This is a genomic window from Corynebacterium sp. HMSC065D07 (genome assembly GCF_001810695.1).
GTDB lineage: Bacteria > Actinomycetota > Actinomycetes > Mycobacteriales > Mycobacteriaceae > Corynebacterium > Corynebacterium hesseae.
In genome coordinates this window covers 1-20,139 of sequence record NZ_KV802441.1, presented here as the reverse complement: position 1 = coordinate 20,139, position 20,139 = coordinate 1, and the positions used below count along the sequence as shown (strand labels likewise).

The window sequence follows — 20,139 nt, the reverse complement described above, 5'->3', positions numbered from 1 at the left end:
AAGCGCATCAACCAAAACGAAAAATCCCTGCGCGTGAGGTAGCTGACTGGGGTGTATTGCTCCATAACTTCAACACTGTCTACCGCAGGTGGATGGACGAGAGGACCAGGGTTAAAGACCCTGATACAGGAAATTGGACATGGGTATGGACACATTCCAACGTGCGAAAGGCCTACAACAGTCTGAACCATCTATGGCGCCAAGGCATGCTCTTTGTCTACATCAATCAACCTAAAGGCGTCTTAGAACCTGCCCGCATCAAATCTACGACCAACAGTCTTGAAGGCGGGATTAACGCTCGCCTGAAAGAGATTGCGCGTGCTCACCGGGGCAGAACAAATGAACACCAGCGCAAAATGCTGGACTGGTGGCTGTACCTAAAAACAGAACTGCCCGACGATCCACTACGCATCGCCAGACAGTCCCACTGGGGCCAGGACCAACTCGCCAAAGTATCCATCCTGACCCACACCGAGAACCAAGCCGACCACGAAACAGGACGACCAGCCCTCTACGACAACGGTATCGACACCGAGTACACCCACTCAATCGGCATCCAAAAAGGCCAAATCTAACCCCAGCGACACGCCGAGCCAGACACACATTTTGACCCTTAACCCGCTAAAATCCGCCCAGGGCCATCACAATAGAAAACCCCCGCCTCAATGTGAGTCGGGGGACGGAGGGTGAACGGTAACTAGTTCAGACCCAGGATCTGCGGCAGCTTCGGCTGCGGGATGTTAAGACCGAAGATGCGGTTGATGGTCGGGATGAGGCCGTAGGCGGCACCGCCGACGACTGCAATGACGGCGATGATGGGGAGGATAACCTTCGCGCCACGGCTGGAGCCTGCGAAGAAGGCCGCAGCCATATCGTCGGCAGAAGGCTCCTTCGTGTTGGTCGGCTTAGAAGGCTTGGTCGGCTCGGTAGGCGTCGTAGTGGAGCTCGACGGCTCTTCCTCCTTCACGGCCGGGCGCGCGGTGAGCCACTCGTCGGAGTCCAGAACGCCCTGGGTCAGGCGGGTCTCACCAATCCAGCCGTACCACGGGTCCTGCGGCTTGCGGCTATCAAAGCCAGCGCCCATAACCCACTGCAGGTCGCGCGGGAGGAGGCCTTCAGCACCCTTGGCGTTGCGCAGGATGGGTGCACCGTTGATGAACATCTCTACGGTGTCGGAATCCGGCTTGTTGACTACGGCGATGTGCATCCACTCCTCGGTGGGAACCTCGTGGGACCAGACAGTCGAACCTTCGCCTTCCTTCGGTTCCGCCCACCAGCGCAGCTCACGGAGGTTAGAAATGCCGAACATGACGGTGGGGTCGGTGTCCTCGGATCCGTCGACAAGCTCGGCGATGCTGGAGTCGCGGGAGAGCGCACTCCCCCAGCCGTGCTCAGAGCCGTTGAAGTCCTTCGGAATCTTCACGAAGGACTCAAAGGTGTAGCCCTCGGAGGTATCGACCTTGTTGATCTCCGCGCCTTCCTTGGACCGAAACTCTGCCATCGCGAGCTTGCCAGCTGGGTCGGACCAGTAGAGGGAGCCAGAATCAGAGGACAACGGGTGGTGGTCCTTGGTGTAGGTGATGCGCTCACCCGTGTTGGAAGGACCACCCTCGCGAACGAGGTCACCGGCACCATCAGCACCGAAGACATCCGGAATGACTGCGCCTTCGGTGGCCACGTCGCCGTCGGCAAGCTGCTTGCCGTCCGTGTTCTTGGTCTGCCCCGGGCGCCAGTGGAAGACGGTCTTGTCGGACTTCACGAAGTCATTCGGGCCCTCCGGCAGCTGGTCCTTCGGGATGGTGTACGGGGTGTAGCCTTCCTCAGCGATGTCGCGGGCCTTCTGACCGAGGTCCGGGTCGTTTTCATCGCCAATGGTCCAGTCCGGGGCGAAGTCAGCGAAACGCTCCTTGAAGTTGAGCGGCACGTGATAGCTATCGCCTGTGCCGTCGAGGATGAGCTTGTCGAACTGCGTGAGCTCCTTCGCTGGTTTCTGCGCGACCCACGGGGACAGGGCGGTCATCTCCAGCTCATTGCCGCTCAGGTCGAACTCGAGCACGCCGAGCAGACCGTTACCGCCCTGGTAAGCCATCTGGTAGTCCTGCAGGATGCCGATGACGTCGTGGCCTGCATCGTTCTTGTCCACGCGGTAGCCCGCGCCGTGGTGGTGGCCGCCCATGGTCAAGAAGATCTGGTCGTTCTTCTTAATGAACTTGTCCCACAGGCCCTGGCCATAGTCATCGGAGTAGAAAACCTCGCCAGCACCATCGAGGTTGAGCACCTCGTGGCTGGTGAGGATGACCGGCAGGTCCGGGTGCGCATCGAGAACGCCTTGCGCCCACTCCAGAGCCGCATCATCCGCGCGCCAGCCCAGCGCCAGGACCAGGTACTTCTGGCCCTCGGCCTCAAAAATGTGGTACTCGGAGTCATTGTTGACCGCGGTGTGGCGCTCTTGGAAGGTTTCCGGGTTGGCGGTCTTGGCGCGCTCGGCACTGAAGTAGACGTCGTACGGGTGCGCTGACTTATCCTCAATCATGTCGTGGTTGCCCGGCAAGATGGAGTAGTTCAGGTCGGAATCATCGAGGACCTTCATCGCCTCATCAGCAACCTTCCACTCCCCCTCGACGTCCGCCTGGTCCACCACGTCACCGAGGTGGGTAGCGAAGTCCATGTTGAGCGCCTGCTGGTTCTTCACCAGCCACTCGGTCTGCGCCTTAAAAGGCTCGCTACCGTAGCGCGCTTGCGCCAGGTTGCCGGTTTCCGGGGTGGAGTAACGGGAATAGAACTGAGTATCCGGCAGCACACCGATGCTGAAGCGCGAACCTAGGCCTTCCACCGACTCATCGGCAGAAGCAGGGACAATAAGGAACGTACCGGCCACCGAGGCGGTGACCACGGTGCCGAGCAGGCGGCGAGAAGCCATAGTTCTTCCAATCACAGTGAATAAAGCCAAAAGAGACATAAGAAATGTATTCTCCATAGCTTTCCCTCACGTAACGACCGCATGAACGCACGTTTAAATGATTACCCGCCGCTAGGATGAACGCTCATGAGCAATATCACTAAGAAATACAACGTCGACGTCACCCGCGTTGATACCGGTCGCTACCGCGCCACGAACACTGCGGGCGCGACCCTCGAATTCGGCACGGGCGACGGACTGCTAAGTCCGGTCGAGCTGTTGCTCGCTGCCGTGGCGGGCTGCTCGGCCGTGGACGTCGACGTGGTCACCTCCCGGCGCACGGAGCCGGAGCTTTTCGACGTCCACGTAGAAGGCACCCGCGTCAACGAGGACGGCGCCTCAAGGCTTAGCGACGTCAACGTGGAATTCTCCCTCCGCTTCCCCGATACCGATGCCGGCCGTCAGGCCCAGTCCATGGTGGAGCGCCTCGTGCGCATCTCCCACGAGAAGGACTGCACCGTCTCCCGCACGGTAGAAAACCCCACCAACGTCACGTTCCGCACGACCCAGCCCTAAGCCCACTCCGCTTTAAGCGCCTTTAGAGCGCTTTAAGCGAAAGGGTTATCGTCGCGCGAAGGGTTCTCCTCCCACGATTCAACGAAGGGGTTGTCCATGGCTTGCTGCATAGTGTGGGAGCCATCCCCGAATGGGTTGTGCCCGGCATCGGAGCGCTGGCGGCGGTAGCGCTCCAGATCCGCCTGTGCCATATAGCCCAGCTCTTCGCCGTCCACCACGATCCAGGGAAGCGGGTTCGGATCCACCATACGGCGCGGCTGCCCTTGGTGTGGCGAGGACAACATGGTGCGGATATCCGTCCGAGCCTGGTCCAGTTCCCCAAGATCCTTTGGACTCATTGAGGTTTTAATAGTCTTGCCGCCGCCGGTTCCAACCACCTCAGCCTTGAGCATGCTAAAAGAAAAGACTCCAGAGGGAATCGAGGGGTTACGCATGTCTATCTTGTCGAAGGCAAGGACGTCGTCATCGTCGAAAACCAGAATAAGCCCTTGCGGGGTGATGTACACCCAGGCCTCGTGCTGCATGTCGACGTCTACCCGGTAGAACCCAATGAGCGGCTCGTCCGGCTCCAGCAACCCATAGGCATTGAGCTGGATTGTTCCCACTCCGCCGCACTGCGCAAAGCCGTGATCCCACAGGTAGTGCATCTGCCCTTGCAACAGCAATTCCCAGAGGCCACGAATGAAGTCAGACAAGAGAGCCCCGTATTTATTGGCTAGCGGCTTGTGGATGCGCAAGTAGCCCGAGCGGATCTCAAACACGATCGGATATGTCAGGGGCAGCGACTCGACGAAGGCCTCATCGATGTGCAAGCGATCATTATTCGCCTCGATGAATTCTTCCGCGGGGAAAAGATGCTCCACCACGAGGGTGTTTCCTTCTTCACGGGTATCGAGGATCCACTGAGAGTTCCGACGACAGTTCTCGATGTAGCCGCGAAGCACCGCTTGCACCTCAGCATCACTGAACTGCTGGTGGTTCAGCCGGAACACGCTGTCTCCCTGAATGAAACGCAGTCTCAGCTCTTCAGCCATACTTATTCCTCCGTCTTTTGATGCTCAGTGGTGAAATTTTAGACCATTGTGACTAAAGTTATCCCAGATACTTTCTTTGCGTTCGCCTTCATCGTCGCACTCAGCCCTCTAGGAGAACTCCATTATGTCTCTGTCCCGCCGTTCACTTATCAAAGCTGGCGCTCTCGCGCTGACCGCCGGCGCCATAGGCAGCCAAGCACCTGCCGCCCTCGCTGTGGGCCCAGCTGTGGGCACCATCATTGACTTCTCAGCCGGTGTCCCTTCTGCGCGCGCGATCAAGGCCGCAGGCCACCTTGGCGCCATCCGCTATGTTTCCCAGCGACGTCCGGGCGCAGAGTGGATGAAGGGCAAGCCCGTCACCCTAGCAGAGACGAAGGCCAACGCCGCAGCGGGCCTGAAGACCGCCTCCATCTACCAGTTCGGCCGCGCCGACAACGCCGACTGGCTCAACGGTGCCGCGGGCGCTGCTATCCACGCGCCGCAGGCCATCGCCATTCACAAGGCCGCGGGCGGGCCGACGGGCCGCCCCATCTACATTGCCATCGATGACAACCCCACCCGCGCCCAGTATGAAAACCAGATCCGCCCCTACCTCAAGGCCTTCTCGACAGCGCTGAGCGCGGCCGGCTACCAGACCGGCGTATACGGCAATTACAACGTCATCGATTGGTGCGTTGCCGACCGAATCGGCCAGTTCTACTGGATGCACGATTGGGGTTCGGGCGGCAAGATCCACCCGCGCACCACCATCCACCAGAAAGCCAAGAACCAGGCCACCATCGACGGCGTGACCTGCGATATCAACACCGTCTACGCGAATGATTGGGGCCAGTGGACCCCGGGCAACGGCGGGGTTAACCCACCGAAGGCCCAGGACAACCCAGCGGCGCCGAATAACATCCCGCTGCCCAACATCTCCCTGCCGGATCCCACCGGGCGCGGCTCCAGCGTGAACGGTGATGGCATCACCATCGCCGGTTCCTCCATCAGCACTGACCAGATGCGCGGTGCGGTGGATATCCTCAACACCGTGCGCAAGTCCATGGGCTAAACGCCTTACTGCAGCGCGGTCCCCTACCTCGCCGCAGTCGCCTTCGACGCCGAAGCCTTAGATCTCGAAGCCGACGAGGACGCAGCGGAGGATGGCTCCGCAGATGAGGACGCGGCGGCTGGCGACGCCGCCGTGGACGTTGTGGAGGTCGCACTGGTGGTAGCGGTGGACGTCGCCAAGCGCGTGGCAACAGCACTGGGGTTGGCCAGCGCCTCCTTGTTCAGGTTGTTGCCCTTCACCAGGTTCTTTCCGGTGATCTCCTTGCGCACATAGGACGTGAGCTCCTCGGCGGAGCCTTCGATGGACGCAGCCACAACGAAGTCCTCCCCGAAAGACACCGAGGAATGCCGGTCCTTGCTATCCGACCATCCCCACTTGGAGCCCACGACGTCACTCAACTTCGCGGTTCCATAGTCTTGCTGGTACCCGTCTGCCGAGACGGCATCGGCATGGGACATCGCCACCAGCACCGGATGGGTCGGATCATCCTCCATGAGCTGGACAATGAACCGCACCACGTCATAGGTAGAAGTCATGGAATGGCCCCAGTCCTCCCCCGCGGACGTAGACTTCAGCCCGTATTCCTTGGCTATTGAATCGATGGACCGCGGGTATTTCTCAAAGAGCTTCCCGGCGCTCTCATCGGAGGAATCAGAAATCATGTCCAGCGCTACGTATTTATCCTCGAAGGACCCGCGTTCCAGTACGTAGGTTGCGATGTAGAGCTTGATCAGGCTCAGCGCATAGCGCGGCTGGTGTTCGGTGGCCGAGCCCATGTGCATGCCAGTCTCAATGCGGTAATACGTGATGGCCTTGGACTCATCGCCTTTGAGGAACTGACCTACCGAGTCCGGGACAGCTGCCAGCTGCAGCTGCCCTTTCCTATGCGTGATGGGACCAGGCTTGCTTGCGCTGGTCTGCGCTGAACCGCCAGCCGTGGAGTCTTCTTCATGCGCTGGCGAGCATGCAGTGAGACTCGCTGCTCCGAGCACGCACGCCAGAAGGGCGGCACCAGCTCGCGCTGACACCGCCCTGTGAGAAGGCTGAGAGTAAAACACAGAACCTGAGTCTACTCTCTACCGTCCGAAACGTAACGCTTTAGGTGTTTTAGTGGTCCACCGGAGCCTCAACGCCCACACCGGTCAGGGAACGAACCTCCATCTCTGCGGACAGCTCTTCCAGGTTGTCCGGTGGGGTCATGATGGAGACGATCCAGCCTGCGAAGAAGGCCAGCGGGATGGTGACCAGGCCCGGGGAGGACAGCGGGAAGATGGACCAGTCGGCGTTCGGGAACATCGAGGTCGGGGAACCGGATACCGCCGGGGACAGGAAGATGAGTACCAAGCAGGAGATAACACCGGTGTACATCGATGCCACAGCACCCGCGGTGTTGAACCGGCGCCAGTACAGGGAGTACAGGATGGTCGGCAGGTTAGCGGATGCCGCAACCGCGAAGGCCAGGGACACCAGGAAGGCAACGTTTTGGGTCATGGCCAGGATGCCCAGAATGATGGCGACGATGCCCAGGACAACCACGGTGATCTGGGAGACGCGGACCTGCTCAGCCTCGGTGGACTCGCCGTTGCGGATAACGGAGTGGTAGATGTCGTGTGCGATGGAGGCCGATGCAGTGATGGCGAGGCCAGCGACGACAGCCAGAACGGTAGCGAAGGCCACCGCAGAAATGACCGCCATGAAGATGGAGCCACCGATTTCCAGGGCCAGCAGCGGTGCCGCGGAGTTTGCACCACCCGGTGCGGCGAGGATGCGGTCCGGGCCAACCAGGGCGGCAGCGCCGTAGCCCAGGACCAGGGTCATGAGGTAGAAGGCACCGATGATGACGATGGCCCAGGTAACGGAGCGGCGAGCCTCGGTCGCGGTCGGCACCGTGTAGAAGCGCATGAGAACGTGCGGCAGGCCGCCAACGCCGAGAACGAGGGCAATACCCAGGGAGATGAAGTCAAGCTTGGTGGTGAGGTTCTTGCCGTACTTCAGGCCCGGCTCCATGATCTGGGAGGCTTCGTAGCCGCCTTCCTTGATAGCTTCGGAACTAGCGTGCATATCAATCGCCTGGGTAAAGAGTGCGCTGAAGCCACCCTTCAACAAGACAAAGGTGAGGATGCACATGATGACCACGCCGGTCACCAGGAGCACTGCCTTGATCATCTGCACGTAGGTCGTGCCCTTCATGCCGCCAACAAGAACGTAAACGATCATGAGGATGCCCACGATGCCGACGACGACGGCCTGCCACTTGAAATCGTGAATATTCAGGAGCACGGCCACGAGGGAGCCTGCGCCGGCCATCTGCGCGATGAGGTAGAACAGCGACACGAACAGGGTCGAAATCGCAGCTGCCACGCGCACCGGGCGCTGCTTAAGGCGGAAGGACAACACGTCCGCCATGGTGAAGCGGCCAACGTTGCGCATCGGCTCCGCGACGAGCATCAGCGCAACGAGCCAGGCGACGAAAAAGCCGACCGAGTAGAGGAAGCCATCGTAGCCGTTGAGCGCAACGGCGCCGACGATGCCCAGGAAGGACGCGGCGGACAGGTAGTCGCCGGAGATAGCAAGGCCGTTCTGCCGGCCGGAGAAACTACCGCCGCCGGTGTAGAAGTCAGAGGCTTCCTTCGTGGACTTGCCGGCACGAAGCACCACGTACATGGTGACGACAAGGAAGGCGGCGAAGACTGAGATATTCAGAATCGGGTTGCCGGCGGAGGATTCCGCTGCGGCCAAGGTTATGGTCTGCATTGTTTAGCCCTCCAGTTCCTGGCGAATGGCCGCTGCTTGCGGCTCGATGTTCTTATTGGCGTAGTTGACGTAGATGTACGTGATGATGAAGGTTGTCAGGAACTGGGCGAGGCCAAAGACAAGGCCGATGTTCCAACCGCCACCAAGTTCTATGGCCATGAAGCTGGGGGCAAAGACCGCAGCCAGCACATAGAGGACGTACCACACAAAGAACGCCACAGTCATGGGGAAGGTGAATTTGCGGTACGCGCTGCGCAGCTTGGCAAACTGCGGGCTGTCACGCATCTCGATGAACTCTTGCGGCGTAGGTTCGCGGCGCGAATTAATCGAAGCAGGTGCGTCAGTCATGTCGCTCTCCTTACAAGGGGTCTTTTCTCCACAAACCGCGGTGAGAGACAAGAGGTAGTGTCTTCAATCACGTTTTGCCTTGCACAGTAAGTTACCTAACCGCTCTTGCAAGGTTGTAAATCCTGCCAAGAAAAGTTAATAACATACACTTTCGCTACCCCCTACCCCTGCAACTACAAGGGATTTCTATCTCGCTGCTAGCACCCCCACAGGAGATTCCAAAGGAAGAATCTAATTTAGCAAACCGAAACTTCACAGAGTCTTTCACAGATCTTCACTCCCCCACCCCTCACGATTCCCACTTCCCTGGGTACGCAACAAAGCCCGCCTTCAGCGTCCTACGCCCTCTCCCCTAACGATGTAGAAAGAAAGAGCAAGGCGCTGAAGGCGGGCTCCACCGCTCGCGGGCGTTTGGTACGCCCCACGTGTTTCGGCTTAGGCGCCAGGGAACTCTCGCGGGTCCTTGAACATACGGCCAAAGCCTTCCTGGCCATCAAGCGCATCAAGAGCCGCTACGTCTTCGGACGTAAGCTCAACCTCTGCGGCAGCGAAGTTTTCTGCAAGGCGCTCCCGGCGGCTGGACTTCGGGATAACAGAAATCCCCTTGCTCAGCAGGTACGCCAGCACCGCCTGTCCGGCAGTGATGCCATGCTTTTCGGCGACGGACTCAACCACCGGGTTGTTGAGCACAACGCCGCGCGCCAACGGCGACCAAGCCTCCGTCACGATGCCGTGCTTGGCGTGGAATTCGCGCAGCTCCGGCTGGGTGAAGCCCGGGTGCAGCTCCACCTGGTTGAGGACCGGGACGATACCGGTCTCATCAATCAGGGTTTGCAAGGTTTCCTCATAGAAGTTGGCCACGCCAATCGACGCAATCTGACCCATGCCCTGCATGCGGGCAATTTCCTCGAACGTCTCCACATAGAGCCCACCCTGCGGCCACGGCCAGTGGATGAGGTAGAGGTCAAGGTAGTCCAGCTGCAGTTTGTCCAAGGATTCACGGAAGGCTTGGCCTACCTTGTCCTTGCCGTGATGGTCGTGCCAGACCTTGCTGGTGATAAACAGCTCATCCCGGGTTACGTCACCGGCCTTCATGGCCTCATTCAGTGCCTGCCCAAGTTCTTCTTCATTCTCGTACAGAGTCGCAGTATCGAAGTGGCGGTAGCCCAGATCGATGGCTTCACGCACGGAGCGGATGAGATCCTCTCCGCGCAGCTTGTAGGTTCCGAGACCCATCAGCGGCATCTCGCGGTCATCAATGAACGTGGTTTGTGGGACACTCATATCCCCCATTGTGCCGCACTTTAGCTTCCTGTGGGGGCGAAGCATAGCTCCTCAGCGTTTTAATCCGAACCCATGCACGCGAAACGCCCTGACCTGCCGTGTACTACTGCACGGCCGGGCAGGGCGTCGTTTAGGAAAACAGAAAGGGCTAAGCCCTCTCCCCTAGGCGCGGATGAGATCGATGACGAAGGTCAGCGTGCGACCCGACAGCGGGTGTGCGCCACCGGCCGGGCCGTAGGCCTTCTCCGGCGGGATGACCAGCTTGCGGCGGCCGCCGACCTTCATGCCGGGGATGCCTTCTTGCCAGCCGGCGATGAGACCGGTCAGCGGGAACTCGATGGACTGGCCACGACCCCACGAAGAGTCGAACTCCTGGTTCGTCTCATAGTCAACACCAACGTAGTGGACCTCAACGAAGCCGCCCGGCTGGGCTTCGGCACCGTCACCCACCACGATGTCTTCGATGACAAGGTCCTGGGGAGCAGGCTCCGTTGCCGGCTCAATTACGGGCTTTTCCATTGGGGATTATCCTCCTTGGATTATTTTCTTCTTTGCTGGCCGCATACGCGTGGGCCGAGCCACAACGTTCCCCAGTATAAGCGGAGATGCGGGGCTCGGCCCTAGAAACCCAGCGTATGGGTTATACGTCAAGCCACGGCGGCCTGTTAAAGACCACCGTTCAGGCTACCGTTTAGCGCTCGCTGCGCGGGGTGACCTTGCGCAGGGTCTCGCCGGTGTAGATCTGGCGCGGGCGGTTGATCTTGGTGTTGAGCTCAAGCTGCTCGCGGTACTGAGCAATCCAGCCCGGCAGGCGGCCGATGGCGAAGAGGACGGTGAAGAAGTCCGTCGGGAAGCCCATGGCGCGGTAGATCAGGCCGGTGTAGAAGTCGACGTTCGGGTAGAGCTTGCGGGAGACGAAGTAGTCGTCGTTCAGCGCAATCTCCTCGAGCTTCATAGCCAGGTCCAGCATCGGATCGCCGCCGAGGTGATCGATGATCTCGTGAGCGGTGTCCTTGACGATGGCCGCGCGCGGGTCGTAGTTCTTGTACACGCGGTGGCCGAAGCCCATGAGGCGAACGCCCTTTTCCTTGTTCTTCACGCGGTTCATGAAGTCGGTTGCGTCACCACCGTGGTTGTTCTGGATATCCTCGAGCATCTCCAGAACAGCCTGGTTAGCACCACCGTGCAGCGGGCCGGACAGAGCGTTGATACCACCGGCGATAGCAACGAACAGGTTGGCCTGAGCGGAGCCGATCATGCGGACGGTGGAGGTGGAGCAGTTCTGCTCGTGGTCAGCGTGCAGGATAAGGAGCTTATCCAGAGCCTTGGCCACGATCGGGTCGACCTCATAATCTTCAGTCGGGTAACCAAACATCATGCGCAGGAAGTTCTCGCGCGCGTTGAGCTTGTTATCCGGGTACATGTAGGGCTTACCCTGCGATGCGCGGTAAGCATAAGCGGCCAACATCGGCACCTTAGCCAGCAGGCGGACGGTTGCCTTATCCAGCTGCTCCTCATCCAGCGGGTTGAGCTGGTCCTGGTAGTAGGCGGAAAGAATGTTGAGGGAGGAGGCTAGAACAGCCATCGGGTGCGCGTTGCGCGGGAAGATGTTGAAGGCTGCCTTGAAGTCCTCATCCAACAGGGTGTGGTGACGGATCTCAGTGTTGAACTTGGACAGCTCATCCTCGGTGGGCAGGTGGCCCTTGATCAACAGGTAAGACACCTCGTTGAAGGTGGCGTTCTCGGCCAAGTCCGCAATGTCGTAGCCGCGGTGGCGGAGGATGCCTTCCTCACCATTAATAAAGGTGATCTTGGATTCGGTAGAGCCGGTAGACGCATAGCCCGGGTCAAAGGTGACTAGGCCGGTCTCGTTACGGAGCTTGCCAATATCGAAGCCGGAGTCACCCTCCGTGGACTGCTTAATGTCCATCTCGTACTCGCCGCCGGGGTACTGCAGTACAACCTTGTTCTTTTCAGAAGCCACGTGTTTTCCTTTCCTCAATGTTCAACGCCGACCGCAGCCGGCGCGACAGATCTAAACCTCTTCACACTCTAGCAAAACCTGTGACTCTGCCAACATTGGCAATCCTGGCAAAGTATCTAATGCGCGAACGAAATTAGGCTACACTGCCCACATGAGCAACTCAGAACTCGTCCTGCCAGCAGATCTCCTCCCTACCGACGGCCGCTTTGGCTGCGGCCCCTCGAAGGTTCGCCCCTCCCAAATTGAGGCAATCACCGCGGGTACCAGCACCATCATTGGTACCTCACACCGCAAGCCAGCCGTCAAGAACCTCGTCGGTTCCATCCGCGAAGGTCTTTCCGAGTTGTTTTCCCTGCCAGAAGGCTATGAAATTGTTCTCTCCCTCGGCGGTGCCACCGCGTTTTGGGACGCGGCAACCTTCGGCCTGATTGAGAAGAAATCCGCCCACCTCAGCTTCGGCGAATTCTCCTCTAAATTTGCTAAAGCCGCAGCCGCCGCCCCCTGGCTCGACGCCCCACTCGTCACCGAAGCCGAGGTCGGCACCGCACCTGATCCGAAGGCAGCCGATGCCGAAGGCGCCGACATCATCGCGTGGGCCCACAACGAAACTTCGACCGGAGCCATGGTTCCGGTGACCCGCCCGAATCCCGATAACGCGGAGCAGCTCGTCGTCGTCGACGCCACGTCCGGCGCCGGCGGCCTGCCCGTGAATATGTCGGATGCCGACGTCTACTACTTCTCCCCGCAGAAGTGCTTCGCTTCCGACGGCGGCCTGTGGCTGGCGGCCATGTCCCCGGCAGCCCTCGAGCGCATCGAGAAGATTAACTCCTCCGATCGCTTCATCCCAGCCTTCCTCAACCTGCAGACCGCCGTGGACAACTCCCGCAAGAACCAGACCTACAACACCCCAGCTGTGGCCACGCTGCTCATGCTGGAGAATCAGGTGCAGTGGATGAACGCCAACGGCGGCCTCGATGGCATGGTCAAGCGCACCACGGAGAACTCCTCCATCCTGTACAACTGGGCAGAGTCCCGCCCGGAGACCACCCCCTTCGTGGCCGAGCCTGCCGCACGTTCCCTCGTGGTGGGCACCATCGACTTCGAGGATTCTGTCGACGCAGCTGCGGTTGCCGCGACGCTACGCGCCAACGGCATTCTCGACGTCGAGCCTTACCGCAAGCTGGGCCGCAACCAGCTGCGAGTGGGCCTGTTCCCGGCGATCGACTCCGCGGACGTCACCAAGCTCACCAAGGCTATCGATTACGTTTTGGACAACCGCTAGCCTTCGCCCGCCACTCCTTGCATCACGCAACAGCATTGTTTGCACCTATGTGTTGCGTCATACAACATGCCCCGCGCTCTTGCCAGAGTTCGGGGCATGTTCTGGGTAAAGTGGATTTCATCACATGTCCGCTACCAGGCTAAGGAGCGCCATCATGCGCGAGATTTTCCTCGCACCCAGCGACTCAACTGACACCTCGCTCGTCCTCCGGGCCGAGGATGGTGAGGAGTTCTTCCTCGAGGTCACCGACGAGCTTCGCGAGCTTTTCGCTCCCGCCGACTCCGCCGAATCCGACTCCGCGAACGATGCATCCGACCACACCACGCACGAGGCCGGGAACGCCACCGACGATTCCTCCCCCACTTCTGCACAGGCTTCGCGCTCTGCTGGTTTGCACACCGTGATGCCATCTTCTGGTGGCTCTCCTTCCTCTCCGCAGACTCAGCACACGCAGCAGGCACAAGAAATCCGCCTGCGCCCCAATGAGATTCAAGCCCGCATCCGCGCCGGTGCCAGCGCCGCTGAGATCGCCGAGGAGCTCGGCGTTCCGGAATCCCGCATCGAGCCTTTTGCGCACCCGGTGCTTTTGGAGCGAGCGCGCATTGCGGACGTCGCCAAGCAGGCGCACCCCATCCGCGAGGATGGCCCGGCCAAGCTCACCCTGTGGGAGATCCTGGCCACCGCATTCGCCGCACGTGGGCACTCGCTGTCGGAGGCAACGTGGGACGCCTACCGCCATCAAGGTGAACCGTGGATCCTGCGCATCACGTGGAAGACGGGGCTGTCCGCCAACGAAGCGGAGTGGACCTTCAAGCAGACGATGTCTTCCCCGGCCACGGTGGAGGCACGCAATTCCGTGGCCGCAGACCTGACGGACCCGGACTTCGTGCAGCCGGTGCGTTCGCTGACCTCCGTGGGCCGTGGCGAGCGCTACGACGAAGCCATCGATGGGCGTGACTACGCCGAGGGCCGAGAGGTCAACGAGGACGCGCGCGCTGGAGCCCCCGGCGTGACGGAGTTGTCTTCGTACACCGGCAATGGCAATGAGAACACTGAGGCGGAGACTGACGTCACTGCCGAGCCTTCCGTGCTTCCCTCCCCGCGCGGTGGGGAGCACCCCGTCGAGACCGGCGCCGATGAAAAAGCAGATGCCCGCGACGAGGGCGCGGCGGCACAGCCGGAGGAGAAGGAAACGGGCGTAGACGAGGACTTCCTCCAGAACCCAGATCCGGAACCCAAGCCTGCCAAGCGCCGCCGCAAGGCCGTCACCCCGCACTGGGAGGATGTGCTGCTCGGCGTTCGTTCCTCTACCAAGCGCCCCCGCGATTAACGAGTAGCCTGCCGTGGATACCCAAAGCGCCGTTCTCACTCTCTGGTACGTCACCGCCGCCGATCCCGCCGAGGTTCTCCGCGGAGAGCCCAAGGCTGACCGCGGTTTCGGCCGCAAGTTTCTCGCTCAGCTCAACCCCTCCCTACCGGTAACGCCTATCGGGCAGTTCCCCCTTAACCGTTCCGCCGAACCCGGCGCGAGCGAGTTCTACATCGGCGGCTACCCCGGTGTGGCCGTCGTGCAAACCATCATCCATGATGACCAGCTGATCCTCTCGCAGCTCTCCCGCACCTTGCGCGAGGCCGTGCCGGCAGAAGAGATTTACGCCTTCACCTCTAACCCAGAGACTGGCTATGCCGGCTTTGCGCACTGGACGGGCAGCCGCCTGCGCCGCTCCCTGTGTGGAACGCGCTTTAACCTCTACGAGGATCATGGGCTGCCCGAAACCTTTGAGGCCCCTTACTGGGCCGGGGAGATGGACGAGCCCGCAGGTAGGATTGCCCTGCCCTTCGAGCCGCTCACCATCACCCAGGCAGCCCAAGAGTTCTGGCTGGGCATCAAAGTGGGCGAAGATGGCCCAGACGTGGACGTCGTGGGCTATGCCACCGACGGCCGCCCCGAGCCCAAGGTCGATACTCCCCCACCGCGCCGCACCGTGGCTGAGGTGGCCACAACCTCAGTGGCGAAGTTGGGGCTCAACGATTATGACGACTACGAAGAGCACGACCTCGAGCCGGAATCCACCGGCGAAGAGATCGTCCGCACCGCCAAGCACCTCGGCGGGCTCGTGCGCCGCTATGCGGTGTCGACGTCACGGAGCCTTTGGGAACGCTGGCGCTCGTAGAAGGCAATGGCCGCCGACGTCGCCACGTTGAGGGAATCCGTGCCCTCCGCCATGGGGATACGCGCCCTCACATCGGTCGCGCGCATGGCGTGCTCGGTCAGGCCTGGCCCCTCCGCGCCAACCAGCAGCGCCACCTTATCCGCACCCTCCAGGGCGTCGGCGATATGCACGGCGTCCGGATGCGGGGTCAGCGACACCAGCCTGAAGCCCTGGTCGCGCAGCTTCTCCAGCCCGCGCTGCCAGGTGGTAAAGCCGCCATCGAACCGAGCCCAGGGCAAACGCAGTACGTGCCCCATGGAAACGCGCACCGAGCGCCGGTAGAGCGGATCCGCAGCTCCCGAGCCTAAGAGGATGCCGTCGACATCCATGCCCGCGGCGTTGCGGAAGAGCGAGCCAATATTTTCGTGGTCGCCCACGCCTTCCATGATGGCCAGGGTGCGAGCACCGTCTATGACCTCATCTACGGTCCAGGCTTCCGCGCGGTCAGCCGCAGCGACGAGCCCACGGTGCATGTCGAAACCGGTGACCTCCCCCAACGTGGCTCGGGTGACCTGGTAGACGGGAATATCGCCAACATCGTGGTTCGCTAGGAACGTGTCGAGCTTTCCTTCAAAGCCGATGATGCAGCGCACCGGGAATCGTGAGGCCAGCAGGCGCTCCACGCACAGTGGGCCCTCACCAAAAACGAAACCCTCGCCGGACTTGTCCGCGTGCTTGAGATCGCGGATATCGTCCAGGCGAGGGTCTGTGGGGTCATCGATGACAAAACGCATGGCCCCTAGTTTAGGCACAGGGCCACGTGTTCTCCCCAGGCGGGCTAAGCCAGCAGCGAGCTGATGGGCTCCATGGCGAAGTAGACCACGAAGAGGGCGGCCACGAGCCACATGATCCAGTGCACCTTCTTGGCCTTGCCGGCAAAGGTAGCCATCAGGGCATAAGCGATGAAGCCCACACCAATACCATTAGCAATGGAGTAGGTAAAGGGCATGACCACGATGGTGAGGAAGGCCGGAATGGCCTCCTCCATGCGGTTCCACTCGATGTCCTTGAGCTGTGCCGCCATCATCACGCCCACGACGACGAGGACGGGGGCCGCTGCCTCAATGGGCACGATCTCGTAGAGCGGGGTGAGGAACATGGCCAGCAGGAAGATCACACCGGTCACTACGTTGGCCAGGCCGGTGCGGGCACCGTCACCGATGCCGGCCGCCGAATCAGCAAACACCGTGTTGGAGGAGACCGAACCGGCGCCTCCGGCAACGGCGCCACAGCCCTCAACCACCAGGGCGGTCTTCATGTTCGGAAGGTTGCCCTTCTCGTCCACGAGGTTGGCTTGCTTGCCCAGGCCGTTCATGGTGCCCATGGCGTCGAAGAAGTTGGTGAGCAGCAGGGTGAAGATCAGCAAGACCGTGGAGACCACGCCGAGTTTGGTAAAGGCGCTAATCGGATCGACCTGGCCCACAATCGAAAGATCCGGCAGACCACCCAAGGAACTGGGCACCTCCGGGGTGGCCATGCCCCAGTCCTCGGAACCGGTCAGTGCCTGAATGATCATGGCGATGATGGTGGTAATGACGATGCCGATGAACAGTCCGCCGCGGACCTGGCGGATGACGAAGAAGGCGGAGAGAATCAGGCCCACGACAAAGACGAAGGCCGGCCACGTAGCGATCGAACCGTTAACGCCCAGGCTCACCGGAACTGTGGTCATCGCGGCATCCGGGACGCGGGTGACAAAGTGACCATCCACGAAACCGATGAGCGCGATGAACATACCAATACCCACGCCCATCGCTGCCTTCATGGAGGCCGGGATGGCATCGAAGACGGCCTGGCGGAAGCCAGAGATGGCCAGCAGGACGATGATGATGCCTTCGATGACGACGAGGCCCATCGCCTCGCGCCATTCCAGGCCGTTGAGGGAAACCATCGTCACGGCGACGAAGGTGTTCATACCCAGGCCCGCAGCCATGGCGAATGGGTAACGGGCGATCATGCCGAAGGCGATGGTCATGACGCCGGCCACCAGTGCGGTGGCGGCGGCGACCTGCGGGATGCCCAGGGTGGTACCGGCAGCGTCAGCGGACGTGCCCAGGATGAGAGGGTTGAGGAGGATGATGTAGGCCATCGCGAAGAACGAGACCACGCCGGCGCGGACCTCGGTTCCCACGGTGGATCCGCGTTCGGAAATCTTGAAATAGCGATCGATAGCTGCGTTCATCGTGAGAGAGCGCCCCTTCTATCTAGAGAAGTGAAGTTTTACCTGCTAAGGGTGCTCCATCCAGGCACTAAAACGCAAACCCCGCACGCTGCGTCGTTGCTGCGTGCGGGGAGAAAGGCGAGCCTCTTAAAAGATCGGCTTCTCATCATCAAAGGGACGCTCCTGCTCCGATCCCTCCTCACGGATGGTCGTGCCGGAATGCGCACCGCACCCGTAGGTGGCGTGCACCACTTTCCCGTCCGCCGAGTATTCATTGGCACAGACGCCGTAATTAGGTATCAGCTCAAGATAGAAAGCACAGGTTTTGCACTGCAGCTGCGCCTGCGCCGCCATCTCCGAATTCGGCCCATACTTCTTGCGCCAGCGATCCTTAGCTTCCTTGAGGCCTGCCTCGGAAAGCTTCCCATCATCAAGCCTTTCATCATCGGGCGCGGGCGGCATGAGGTCGCCCGGCCCAAGGTCCCCTGGGCGCAGGCGCTCGGAATAGGGCACCCATTCCGGCGCCTGCAGGGCCTGGCCACCGGGAACCAGCGCGACCTCGTTAACGGTCGGTGTACGCGAGCCCTCCGCGCAGGCGACGACGGCATGCCACTCCCACCCCGGATAGCCCGGCACGTGGGCGTCGAAACGGTGAGTAGCCACGTTGCGGCCTACTCCGGCAACGCCGCGGTGCTTGCCGACGTCCCCCTCACCTACCTCTTCCACGGCCCGGCGTGCCAAGTCGACGGCGGTCGAATCGAGAAGCGGGGAATGCATCTTTTTCTTGCGAGTCACCCTCCCATTATTAATCACGCACCAAGCCATAGTGCACAATGACAGTCATGGCCCTCCCACACCTTACTCTCGCGTCTCGCGCACTCGCTGCAGCTCTCTCCGCCGGCGCTCTCCTCGCGCCGCTCACGTCGTGCTCCTCGCAGCCCGCAGGCGATCACGCGGTGTCGCCTGCCTCTTCGGTGTCGTCTGCATCTTCGACGTCGTCTTCCTCGTCGATGGGGGACGATGGGACGTCGCCAAGCGCACGCTCCCCAGAGCGCTTGGGCGTTACCGTCTTGGACACCGCACCCCTGCCACCCGGTACCTTTACCCAGGGCCTGGAAGTTGACCCCGATGGCAACCTGCTGATCGGCACCGGGCTCAACGGCAAGTCCCGCCTGCTGCGCCTCAGCCCGGGTGCAGAGGCCCCGCAAGAGGAAAACTCGCTTGAAAGCTCTTTCTTCGGCGAGGGAATCACGCAGACCGACGCCGGCATCTGGCAGCTGACCTGGAAATCCGGGACAGCTTTCCTGCGGGATTCCGCCACCTTCGAGGAACTGGAACGCGCTAGCTATGACGGCGAGGGCTGGGGCCTGTGCAACGTGGGATCCGAACTCATCATGTCCGACGGCTCCGCCAAGCTGCGCCACCTCGATCCGAAGACCTTCGCAGAACTCGGCCCGCGCACCGAAGTCACCCTCGACGGCTCCCCCGTGGATAACCTCAACGAGCTTGAATGCGTCGACGGTGCGGTCTATGCCAACGTCTGGATGAGCGAGGATATCCTGCGCATCGACCCGGAATCCGGCGCTGTCACCGCCGTGATCGATACCGCAAACCTCAACCATTCCCCTTCTACGGATCCCAACGCCGTCCTCAACGGCATTGCCCGAATCCCGGGCACCGACGAGTTTTGGATCACCGGCAAGCTCTGGGATGAGCTGTACCGGGTGCGCTTCGAGTAGGATTCTCAGCCATGGCTACCGTGAAGCAAGCAAGGAAGAAGTCGCTGCTGCAGTTTCTGGCGCTCATCATCGCCGTGGCGGTCATCGTCGTGGCGGTGGTGCTGTTCCAAAAGTGGAGGAATGACCGCCCGGGCCCCGAGCCACAGGACGTCACCATCACGGCCACGGTGGGCTCCGACACCCTTGACGTTGCACCTTATAGCGTCTGCGAGCCTGGCACCGACTGCAAGGAGGGCGAGGTTCCCAACCTCACGGTGGGCCCCGATGACACCCTGAAGTTGGAGATCCCCGAGGCCATCTCTAACCACGAGTGGTCCGTGCTGTCCATCTATGATGACCCGGCCGCCAATGACAGCACCTCTCACGGCGCCAACGAGACCACCTCGCTGGATATCCCCGGCTCTGTGCCGCCGATTGAGGCCTCCACCGGTGAGCGCCCCAAGCTGATGGTGGTGGAGATTTCCACGCTCATGATTGGCCACGATGCCAATGGCGAGGAAACCCCGATGCAGACGGTGTGGTCCCTGTCCACCATGACGGATGAAGAACTCAAGGAGTCCAAGGCCACGGGCGACGCGCCAGCTGAGAAGTAGCGCCCCTGCCCCACCGATCGACAAAGTGCCCTAGCTGCCAAACTTAGGGCTGATCTGTGATGTCTAGGGACTTTTTGGACACGGAGTCCAAGAGGTTTTTGGACAGGATGTCTAGTGGCTTTTTGGACGTCTAAGGCGGTGGAATAGCCGGATGGCTATTCCATTGCATAAGCGTAGAAAGGTCGCAGATTTCGATCCCGTTCGTGACGGCAAGACGGTCA

Annotated in this window: 18 protein-coding genes and 1 pseudogene; 8 read left to right on the top strand and 11 right to left on the bottom strand. The window is 60.9% G+C overall.

Annotated features, from left to right (window positions below):
• Positions 1-575, top strand: a pseudogene (locus tag HMPREF2760_RS05520) (IS256 family transposase); the annotation flags it as partial.
• Positions 576-697: 122 nt separating this feature from the next.
• Here HMPREF2760_RS05520 and HMPREF2760_RS05515 read toward each other — a convergent pair.
• On the bottom strand, positions 698-2,920 hold the full coding sequence (locus HMPREF2760_RS05515) for a LamG-like jellyroll fold domain-containing protein (protein ID WP_070596803.1): 2,223 nt from the start codon (positions 2,918-2,920) through the stop codon (positions 698-700).
• Positions 2,921-3,046: 126 nt separating this feature from the next.
• On the opposite strand from HMPREF2760_RS05515, the gene HMPREF2760_RS05510 reads away from it, so the two are divergent.
• Entirely contained in the window at positions 3,047-3,475 is a 429-nt protein-coding gene (locus tag HMPREF2760_RS05510; protein WP_070531604.1) for an OsmC family protein, read from the top strand.
• Positions 3,476-3,507: 32 nt separating this feature from the next.
• Here the strand turns inward: HMPREF2760_RS05510 and HMPREF2760_RS05505 are convergent, their stop codons facing one another.
• Positions 3,508-4,467 carry a hypothetical protein gene (locus HMPREF2760_RS05505; RefSeq protein WP_246823632.1) on the bottom strand — a complete coding sequence of 320 codons (960 nt, stop codon included), beginning with the start codon at positions 4,465-4,467 and terminating at the stop codon, positions 3,508-3,510.
• Positions 4,468-4,633: 166 nt separating this feature from the next.
• On the opposite strand from HMPREF2760_RS05505, the gene HMPREF2760_RS05500 reads away from it, so the two are divergent.
• On the top strand, positions 4,634-5,560 hold the full coding sequence (locus HMPREF2760_RS05500; protein WP_070596801.1) for a DUF1906 domain-containing protein: 927 nt from the start codon (positions 4,634-4,636) through the stop codon (positions 5,558-5,560).
• 23 nt (positions 5,561-5,583) lie between these two features.
• On the opposite strand, the gene HMPREF2760_RS05495 is transcribed toward HMPREF2760_RS05500, so the two are convergent.
• The 6 genes from HMPREF2760_RS05495 to HMPREF2760_RS05470 all read right to left on the bottom strand — a co-directional run bounded on the left by HMPREF2760_RS05495 (position 5,584) and on the right by HMPREF2760_RS05470 (position 11,930).
• A complete protein-coding gene (locus HMPREF2760_RS05495; protein ID WP_070596800.1) occupies positions 5,584-6,618 on the bottom strand; it encodes a hypothetical protein in 1,035 nt (344 codons plus the stop codon).
• Positions 6,619-6,667: 49 nt separating this feature from the next.
• A complete protein-coding gene (locus HMPREF2760_RS05490) occupies positions 6,668-8,314 on the bottom strand; it encodes a solute symporter family protein (protein WP_070596799.1) in 1,647 nt (548 codons plus the stop codon).
• 3 nt (positions 8,315-8,317) lie between these two features.
• The gene (locus HMPREF2760_RS05485) at positions 8,318-8,662 is read right to left on the bottom strand and encodes a DUF485 domain-containing protein (protein ID WP_070523091.1); all 345 of its coding nucleotides are present in this window, start codon (positions 8,660-8,662) and stop codon (positions 8,318-8,320) included.
• Positions 8,663-9,097: 435 nt separating this feature from the next.
• Complete coding sequence (locus HMPREF2760_RS05480; RefSeq protein ID WP_070596798.1) at positions 9,098-9,955, bottom strand: aldo/keto reductase; 858 nt, start codon at positions 9,953-9,955, stop codon at positions 9,098-9,100.
• A gap of 153 nt (positions 9,956-10,108) precedes the next feature.
• Complete coding sequence (locus HMPREF2760_RS05475; protein WP_010187736.1) at positions 10,109-10,465, bottom strand: FKBP-type peptidyl-prolyl cis-trans isomerase; 357 nt, start codon at positions 10,463-10,465, stop codon at positions 10,109-10,111.
• A gap of 172 nt (positions 10,466-10,637) precedes the next feature.
• Positions 10,638-11,930 carry a citrate synthase gene (locus tag HMPREF2760_RS05470; RefSeq protein WP_083303809.1) on the bottom strand — a complete coding sequence of 431 codons (1,293 nt, stop codon included), beginning with the start codon at positions 11,928-11,930 and terminating at the stop codon, positions 10,638-10,640.
• Positions 11,931-12,081: 151 nt separating this feature from the next.
• Between HMPREF2760_RS05470 and serC the strand changes: the two genes are divergently transcribed.
• The 3 genes from serC (at position 12,082) to HMPREF2760_RS05455 (ending at position 15,386) form a co-directional block, all read left to right on the top strand.
• Positions 12,082-13,212: a phosphoserine transaminase gene (serC, locus tag HMPREF2760_RS05465; RefSeq protein WP_070596797.1), complete on the top strand. Its 1,131-nt coding sequence runs from the start codon at positions 12,082-12,084 to the stop codon at positions 13,210-13,212.
• A 154-nt stretch (positions 13,213-13,366) separates the two neighbouring features.
• Complete coding sequence (gene sepH / locus HMPREF2760_RS05460) at positions 13,367-14,542, top strand: septation protein SepH (protein WP_070596796.1); 1,176 nt, start codon at positions 13,367-13,369, stop codon at positions 14,540-14,542.
• Between the two features lie 13 nt (positions 14,543-14,555).
• On the top strand, positions 14,556-15,386 hold the full coding sequence (locus tag HMPREF2760_RS05455) for a DUF6928 family protein (protein ID WP_070596795.1): 831 nt from the start codon (positions 14,556-14,558) through the stop codon (positions 15,384-15,386).
• On the opposite strand, the gene HMPREF2760_RS05450 is transcribed toward HMPREF2760_RS05455, so the two are convergent.
• From HMPREF2760_RS05450 to HMPREF2760_RS05440, 3 genes are all read right to left on the bottom strand, one after another.
• On the bottom strand, positions 15,338-16,159 hold the full coding sequence (locus HMPREF2760_RS05450) for a TrmH family RNA methyltransferase (protein ID WP_070596794.1): 822 nt from the start codon (positions 16,157-16,159) through the stop codon (positions 15,338-15,340). The genes HMPREF2760_RS05455 and HMPREF2760_RS05450 overlap by 49 nt on opposite strands.
• Positions 16,160-16,203: 44 nt before the next feature.
• Positions 16,204-17,607 (bottom strand): NCS2 family permease, encoded by a 1,404-nt coding sequence (locus HMPREF2760_RS05445; RefSeq protein WP_070596793.1) that lies wholly within the window; start codon positions 17,605-17,607, stop codon positions 16,204-16,206.
• A gap of 126 nt (positions 17,608-17,733) precedes the next feature.
• A complete protein-coding gene (locus HMPREF2760_RS05440; protein WP_371325876.1) occupies positions 17,734-18,363 on the bottom strand; it encodes a DUF3027 domain-containing protein in 630 nt (209 codons plus the stop codon).
• Positions 18,364-18,419: 56 nt separating this feature from the next.
• On the opposite strand from HMPREF2760_RS05440, the gene HMPREF2760_RS05435 reads away from it, so the two are divergent.
• Together HMPREF2760_RS05435 and HMPREF2760_RS05430 are read left to right on the top strand one after the other, a co-directional pair.
• Positions 18,420-19,325, top strand: a complete 906-nt coding sequence (locus tag HMPREF2760_RS05435; protein WP_148138841.1) for a glutaminyl-peptide cyclotransferase — start codon at positions 18,420-18,422, stop codon at positions 19,323-19,325.
• An 11-nt stretch (positions 19,326-19,336) separates the two neighbouring features.
• Positions 19,337-19,918 (top strand): DUF2771 domain-containing protein, encoded by a 582-nt coding sequence (locus HMPREF2760_RS05430; RefSeq protein ID WP_070596791.1) that lies wholly within the window; start codon positions 19,337-19,339, stop codon positions 19,916-19,918.
• The last annotated feature ends 221 nt before the right edge of the window (positions 19,919-20,139 follow it).